The 7177-nt window shown below is 70.0% G+C and carries 7 protein-coding genes; 5 read left to right on the top strand and 2 right to left on the bottom strand.

Going from position 1 to position 7177, the window contains the following annotated elements; genetic code table 11:
- Positions 1–343, top strand: a 343-nt coding sequence (locus VG276_14995) for a hypothetical protein (GenBank protein HEV8650666.1), incomplete at its 5' end; no start/stop codon positions are given.
- 41 nt (positions 344–384) lie between these two features.
- Here the strand turns inward: VG276_14995 and VG276_14990 are convergent.
- Positions 385–582 carry a hypothetical protein gene (locus VG276_14990; protein HEV8650665.1) on the bottom strand — a complete coding sequence of 66 codons (198 nt, stop codon included), beginning with the start codon at positions 580–582 and terminating at the stop codon, positions 385–387.
- Positions 583–1085: 503 nt separating this feature from the next.
- Here VG276_14990 and VG276_14985 point away from each other — a divergent pair.
- The 4 genes from VG276_14985 to VG276_14970 all read left to right on the top strand — a co-directional run bounded on the left by VG276_14985 (position 1086) and on the right by VG276_14970 (position 5838).
- Entirely contained in the window at positions 1086–1340 is a 255-nt protein-coding gene (locus VG276_14985; GenBank protein HEV8650664.1) for a hypothetical protein, read from the top strand.
- A gap of 132 nt (positions 1341–1472) precedes the next feature.
- Entirely contained in the window at positions 1473–2558 is a 1086-nt protein-coding gene (locus VG276_14980; protein ID HEV8650663.1) for a hypothetical protein, read from the top strand.
- A 152-nt stretch (positions 2559–2710) separates the two neighbouring features.
- Complete coding sequence (locus VG276_14975; GenBank protein ID HEV8650662.1) at positions 2711–3715, top strand: hypothetical protein; 1005 nt, start codon at positions 2711–2713, stop codon at positions 3713–3715.
- A gap of 557 nt (positions 3716–4272) precedes the next feature.
- Positions 4273–5838, top strand: coding sequence for a zinc-ribbon domain-containing protein (locus VG276_14970; protein ID HEV8650661.1), 1566 nt, complete (start codon positions 4273–4275; stop codon positions 5836–5838).
- Between the two features lie 689 nt (positions 5839–6527).
- Here the strand turns inward: VG276_14970 and VG276_14965 are convergent.
- A partial coding sequence (locus tag VG276_14965) for a helix-turn-helix domain-containing protein (protein HEV8650660.1) occupies positions 6528–7177 on the bottom strand: 650 nt, incomplete at its 5' end.

Raw genomic sequence — 7177 nt, 5'->3', positions numbered from 1 at the left:
GTCGGTCCTGCTCACCAGCGTGGTCGGGTTCACCCACCGGAGCCTTCGCGCCCAGGTCGCCGCCCTGCTCGGCACCGCCTACTCGGCCAACCAGATGAGCTACGACCTGACCCGCTTGCGCCGCAAGGGCCTCATCTGCCGTCTGCCCGGCCGCAACACCTACGTGCTCACCCCCGAGGGCAGGCGCTTCGCGGTCTTCTACACCAAGCTCCACGACCGGCTCCTGGCCCCACTCCTGGCCGCGGATCGCCCACCTGCGCCACCAGCCCTGCGTGATGCCCTGGGGGTCATCGACCAGGCCGTCCGCGACTACATCCGCCAGGCCCACCTCAAGGCCGCCTGACAAGCTTGGACAAACCCCAAAGTCGCAACCCCCAAGGAGCGCTAGACGCCGACCGGGTGGCAGACCGGTTCTTCAAGCAGTGGACCGACACTCAGACCTACCACGGCGGCCAACTCCCCGACGAACTGGCTGCGCTGATCTGCCTCGCGCTTGGCATCCGGCTTCGCAATGGCGGGGTGGTGCGCGAGTTCCGCCCCGAGAATCCCGACCCGCGCGGTCGCCCGGTCGAGTACGACCACCAGCCTCCCTACCTACCACCCCCCTGGCAACCCGGATCGCCCGGTCCTGCCCGCCACCGTCGACGGCGCCAGGCTCGACGACGCCGCGCCCTACCTTGCCCGCTATCCCGACCTGTCGGCCGAGCGGGCGGTCGCGCTGGTCCGGGCCGCCCGGATCTACCAGGAGGGTCTGTGGATTGCTGAGAGCGACCCGCGGCAGGCATGGCTGCGGTTTGTCTCCGCGGTGGAGCCCGCCGCCAGCTACTGGGCCGCCCGCGACGCCCCAGGGACGGATGTGCCGGAGGAGCGGCTCAGGACCACGCAGCCTGAGCTGGCCGACCTGCTGGCATCCAAGGGGGAGGAGCATCTGCGCCAGGTGGCCGCGATGCTGGCCCGCATCTACGGGTCGACCGGCAAGTTCACGCGGTTCCTGCTTACCTTACGCTCCCGACCCACCCCCATCCCGTCCACCGCACCCCTACCAGCAGGTCGACTGGGCCAAGCTACGCAAGCACCTGGACCTGGTGTACAGCTACCGATCGAAGGATCTCCACGCGGGCATCCCGATCCCCGAGCCGATGTGCGAGCCGCCCCACCATGCCCAGGGCATGCCGCCGATGGAGGTGCCGCTCGGGCTGTGGACCAGCGTCGGCCCCGAGCGCGCCGCCTGGGCGCGAGCGGACCTGCCCATGCTGCTGCACGTGTTCGAGGGGATCGTGCGCCGGGCGCTGCTCGCCTGGTGGATGCACCAACCCGCGGTGACCAAACCAGGGACCTGAACTGCCGAACGCAGCTTGTGAGGTGCTGGCGAGGATCGGTCCCAGCGCCACTGGCTGGCTCGGATGAAATGAGCTGATGGATGTCGGCGGCGGATGGTAGCGTCCGCGACCACCGCAGAAAGGAAGCCAAGCATGGCGACGGAGCGCGACGAGGAGCCGGACGACACTGGGTCTGCCGGGGACGCCGAGGACGCCCGGCACGGCGAGGAGCCGTGGACGAGCGAGGACAACCGGGCATCGACGACCCGCGCGGGCCTGCCTCCTGGCTGGCTGGCTGCCACCTCGACGTTGGACGCGATCACCCGGGACGCGCGCCGCTTCGAGCAGATCCGGTTCGATCACATCGCGCGGCAGATCGCCCCGCTGCGTGGCCTGGCAGTGACCAATCTCGTCTCGCCTCGATTATCGCAGGTCTTCGACCTCACTGAGCGGCAGCGCAGCCTGGTCGCCGACCTCGGCAAGGCGTGGCCGACCATGCGGTGGCAGGGCGTCTTCAAGACACCGGCGCATCTGGAGTCCCTATCGAAGTTCGCCGCGCGGGCAGGGGCCACCCTCCTGAAGATGGTCCCGGCCAACCTACGCTCCCTCTCGGTTGAGGACTGGGACCTGCTCCAGGAACTCAGCCGTGAGGAGGGCCTCGCGCTGGCCTGGGTGCCACGCCCGACGCTGGTGAGAGCGCTGCTGGAGGCACCCGATGCCACCGCCCGCGAGCAGCTTCTCCTGGATGCCGAAGCCGACGTCCTCGAGGACTGCGACGCCTGCTTGGACGAGGTGACCCACCCCGACATGATGGAGCTGGCTGGCTTTGTCAGGCAGGCGGTTGCTTCCTACCACGCCGGCTGCGACGCCCCTGCCCAGGCCCTGGCCACCAACGTCGTGGAGACCATCGCCAGGCACCACCTGGACCGCGCCGCGACCTTCCTGTTCACGGGCAAGGGCGTCTCGCAGCGGATCAAGGCGGCGTTCGGTGAACCGCTTGGCGACGACGTCTGTCTGCGGGCGTGGCGGTTCGGGCTGGTCGGCTCCGCGGTGTTCGCCGCCTACCGGGAGGACTACGACTACCAGGCTCGCGGGTCGGCGTACAGCCGTCACGGCACGGTCCACTGCGTCAACCCGAGCGTGTACCGGCCGGTCAACGCGCTGCGGGCCGTGCTGTTGGCCACCGCGCTGCTGCGACTGATGACCGAAGAACTCAGCGAAAGAGAGCAGGCAGCATAGGAGCCGCGGAGCGATCGTCCGCGCCACCACATGCCCGTACAGGCGCGGCCTCGCCGACCGACCGGCCGACCAGGCCGCCACACGGCTTCGCCCCGGGTGTCTCGACGCGGATGACACACTCGGACAGGAGAGGAAAGCGAGCGCGGCAAGCTATGAGAATCCGTGCGGGGTTCACGATCGAGAAGGCGCTCGGCGACGTCCAGGAGCTGCTGAGAGGTGCGCAGAACGCCCGCACTCTTGACCGGGTCGGCTACCTGGAATGGGTCGAGCGCGCCGAGCGCAAACTCCGCGAGCTGTTCACTGATCGCGACGTCGTCGACGGCCTGTACGCGGGGCACTACCAGCGCATCCTTCAGACCGACCCGAGTGCTGATGCCCGCGTCACCCGCCTGCACAGCCTGCTGCAAGCCGAGCTGGCCGCACAAGAGCGGTACCTGGAGGAGCTCCTCGGCTCTCTCCGGCTGTTCGACCAGTTCCGCCCGCCGGAACCTCCAGCGTCACAGTTCCTCGGGCACGGTCTGATCCTGGACACGTCGGTGTTCCTCAACTTCGACCCGTTCGGCGTCGACCCGCTTGCGACCGACCAAGGCGAGGCGGCAGCGCAGTGGCGGCAGGCGCGAGCCCAGTGGCGCACCAGCATGGGTGAGCCGGCCGATGCCGGGGAGCGGATCACCCGAGCCCAGTGGCGCAAGCTCCTCAACGATCCAGCCGATCCCCGGGGCCAGATCCAGCCGACTGAGCGCCTTCGCCTGGTCGTTCCGACGCTGACGTTCAACGAGCTGGACGGCCACACCCACGCTGGCAACCGGCGGCTGAGCCGCTCGGCAAGGGCGGCGCTGGCCTTCCTCGACCCGTTCGTGGACACCGCCCTTGGCGGCGAGGCAGCCGAGATCAGCCCTGACGACCCCGGGCTCACCCTGGAGATCCTCCCCGACATGCCCGGCCATCAACGACAGACCAGCAACGACGCCGAGCTGCTGGACCGCGCTGAGTTCTTCCACCAGGTGACCGGCCCCGCCAACGCCCCGCCGGTCCTGGTCGCCACCGGCGACCGCGGCATGCGTGTCCTCGGCAAGACCCTCAAGCTGGCAAACCCCTACTTCCCCGTGCGCGTGGTCGCCATGCCCGAGCCACTGCGGGTGCCGCCATCCAAGTAGCCACCGACCAGGCAGAGCGGGTCCAGCAGCCGCCACGGATCCCATCCGCACGCCAGACACCGATCGGTGGTGCTCGCCTGGTGTTGGCCATGGAGGCACGCCCGGACCTGGCGGAGGAGTTTGTCTGCTGCCTTCGCGATCCGACGCGCAGGTTCGAGCAGCTCGCCGCGGGTAGTGGAGAGCGCTGCCGGTGGCGATGCTGTGTGTGCGGCCAGGTGTGGGATACCACCGTGGGCAACCGCGTGCGGGGTACGGGTTGCCGGCCGTGCTCCTACCGGCGGCGTGGGGCCGCGAGGGCAGCGCCGCTGCCGGGCCGCTCGGCCGCCGACGTGTATCCGCATTTGGTGGCCGAGTTCCGCGGCAACCTCGACCGGCCTGGCGTCACCTTGGCGCAGATGCGGCCGGTATCAGACAATCGCTGCCGCTGGCAGTGCGCCGAGTGCGGCCACCGGTGGGAGGCGCCGGTCTGGACTCGCACTCGGCGGGGTTGCGGGTGTCCGGTGTGCGCCGCGCGACGTCGGGGACGGGAGCGCGCGCTCGCACCGGCCGAGGTGTCGGTGGCCGTGTTGTACCCGCATCTTGTTGGCGAGTTCGTCGCCAACCTGACCCACCCGGGCCGGGACCTGGACAAGCTGCGGACCGGATCCAACGACCTCTGCCGCTGGCAGTGCGTGCGCGGCCACCAGTGGGACGTGGTGATCGCCAGTCGGATCCGGCAGGCGAGCGGCTGCCGCCGCTGCGGGGTCACGGGCCGGTCGCTGTTCGAGCTGGAGGTCGCCAGCCTGCTTCGCGCGGCGACCGGGCTTGCGGTCCAGGTCGACGCGCCGGTGGCCGGCACGAGCCGGCGGGACGAGCGGGTCGACCTGCACCTGCCCGCGCTGGGCTGGTGGATCGACCTCGATCCGCTGCGCTGGCACGCCCACGGCCAGGCCAAGGACGCCCGCAAGGCCGCCCGCATGGCCGCAGCCGGCTACGCGTCCTACCGTCGCGTCCGTCCCTGCAGCCTCGGCCCGTTGCACGGCTGCACCACCGACCTGGCGGAGGACACCGCCGACGCCTGGCACTGGACCAAGGTTCTTGCCGTGCCCCTGGCCGAGGCCGGCGTCGAGCTCCAGGACCTGACGCCCCAGGTGCAAACCCTTGCCCTTCGAGCGGCGGCGGCGACTTGGCGTCGGCTGCTCGGCAGCCCGCCGACGCCGTCCGCCGTGGACGCCGCGCCGCACCTTGCCCGCGAGTTTGTCGCCAACCTCACCCATCCCGGCCTGGGACCCGCCTGGCTGGCCCCGTCGTCCAACGACCGCTGCCGCTGGCGCTGCACCGACTGCGGCAGGCAGTGGGACAGCGCCGTGTTCGTCAGGGTCCGCTCGGACGCGGGCTGCCGTGGATGCGCCAGCCGCCGCCGCGCCTGCCGGGCCGTCGCGCCGCCGGGCCGGGCGCTGGCGGACCTGCACCCGGACCTTGCCGCCTTGTACCAGTGCAACCTCACCCGCCCCGGCTACGAGCCAACCCAACTCCCCCCGACCGCGTCGGACCAGTGCCGCTGGCGCTGCCGGCGGTGCCAGGCGCCGTGGAAGGCAACCGTGCGCGATGCCGTGCGCGCCGACGGCACCTGCCCTCGCTGCCGCCGCGCCGCCCGAGGACGCGCCTACGCGACCGCCGACCCGGCCCGGTGCCTGGCCGTGATTCATCCTGATCTGGCCGCCGAGTACCAGGCCAATCTCGACCATCCCGGCCACGGACCGACCCAGCTCACGCCCAGGTCGAACGATCGGTGCCGCTGGCGCTGCCGCGCCTGCGGCTATGTGTGGGCGGCGGTGGTCGCCAACCGGACTGGCCAGGCGGGAACCGGCTGTCCACGCTGCGGTCGCAAGCGGCACGGCCAAGCCCGCGCCACCGCCGCGCCCGGCAACGCCCTGCGAGACCTGTTCCCGCAGCTCGCCACGGAGTTCCGCAGCAACATCACCCATCCAGACCGCCACCCCGACACGCTCAAACCAGGCTCGCACGACTACTGCTGGTGGCAATGCGGCACCTGCAACCGCCGGTGGCTGGCCATGGTCAAGAAGCGCACCCAAGGCCAAGGCTGCCCTGCCTGCCGGCAAGCGAGCCGACGATCTCGATGACCGTCTCTCACCGGAACACGGAACGGATCCCTAACACCGAAATCCGTGCAACAGCGGAAATGCCCCTCCGGGACATGCCGCAGGTCCATCAGGAGCAACCTTTGTGAAAGGGTGGACCTACCGCTGGGTCTCCGCAGGGCATTTGGCGAGCTTTGCCAGGCTGGGGTAGTATTACCAAACTGCTCGACACCCATTGCCATCTCGACAGCTATGACAACCCGATGGCCGTGCTGAGTGATGCAGCCGCCTCGGCCGTCCGCATCATCGCGGTGTCCGAAGACCCAGGCCACTACCAGGTACTGCGTACTCGGCTCGGCGGCCGTTCCGATGTCGAGGTGGCGCTGGGCTTACACCCAATGCCGTTGTGTTAGGTCGCCGCCGGCTTGCGCTCGCCTTCCTGATCCACACCCGTGGCGTTCATCGGCGCGCCGGCCGCACCAGGAGCGATGTTCGCTCCGCGTCGCTCCGGAGATCACGATGTGGGCGTTCACAGAAAGCAGCGGTGAGAGGGCCACACAGGAGACCGCCGAGCCCGCCCAGGTCAGTCCCACCAGGCAATCCACGTGTCCGCACCGAGCAGGCCGGCGGCGAGCTGGGTGATGTCCGCGGCTCTGTGGTAGTCGTAGTAGCCGTCGTTGCTGTAGGGAAGTTCCCTCCCATTGGACCCGAGCTCAGCTAAGAGGATCGGTTCAGGGATGCTCAGCAAACAACAGCTGGGTGATTGAGGCAGCCAGCCACTGCTGGTACTGCTGGTTGGTCCATCGCCGCCGGTGCACGAGCCGGTAGTAGTTGTCGGGCGACATCAGCAACCACATCACGTCGACCGCGGTGCCGTTGTCGAGCCCCGGTCGTAGCGGCCCTTTGCTGGTGAGCACGTCGACCCACAGGCGCGCACCGGTGAGGCGCTGGTCCTCCTCGAGCTTCCACAGTTCGCGGAGGTCGTCCTCGCCGCTGTCGGCCGCTGCGTGCAAGACCTCGTTGATCTCGGCATAGCGACTGGCAACGCCGGTGAGGTGCTGGGCCAGGAGCGCAGCCGCTCGGCGCTGGTCCGGTTCGGCACGAATCCGGTCGGTCGCCGGGCGCTTGGCGACCGGGACGGGCTCGTCGTCGCCGGCGATCGCCACGTCACGCACCGCGCGCAGCACCAGCTGCTTGTTGCCCACCGCGCTGAACACCGTCGGCTTGCTCACCCCGGCGTGCTGGGCGATCTGTTCGACGGTGGTTGCCCCATAGCCCTGGGCGATGAACAACTCCCGTGCCGCCTGCAGCACGGCGCGGCGGGTCGCCTTGGCCTGGCGCTCGCGAAGCGGCGAGGAGTACTTGCGGCGGGCGTTGACTC

The organism is Actinomycetes bacterium, from assembly GCA_036000965.1.
Classification (GTDB): Bacteria; Actinomycetota; CALGFH01; order CALGFH01; family CALGFH01; genus DASYUT01.
The sequence above is the reverse complement of the archived record's forward strand: the minus strand, read 5'-3'. Positions and strand labels throughout refer to the sequence as shown.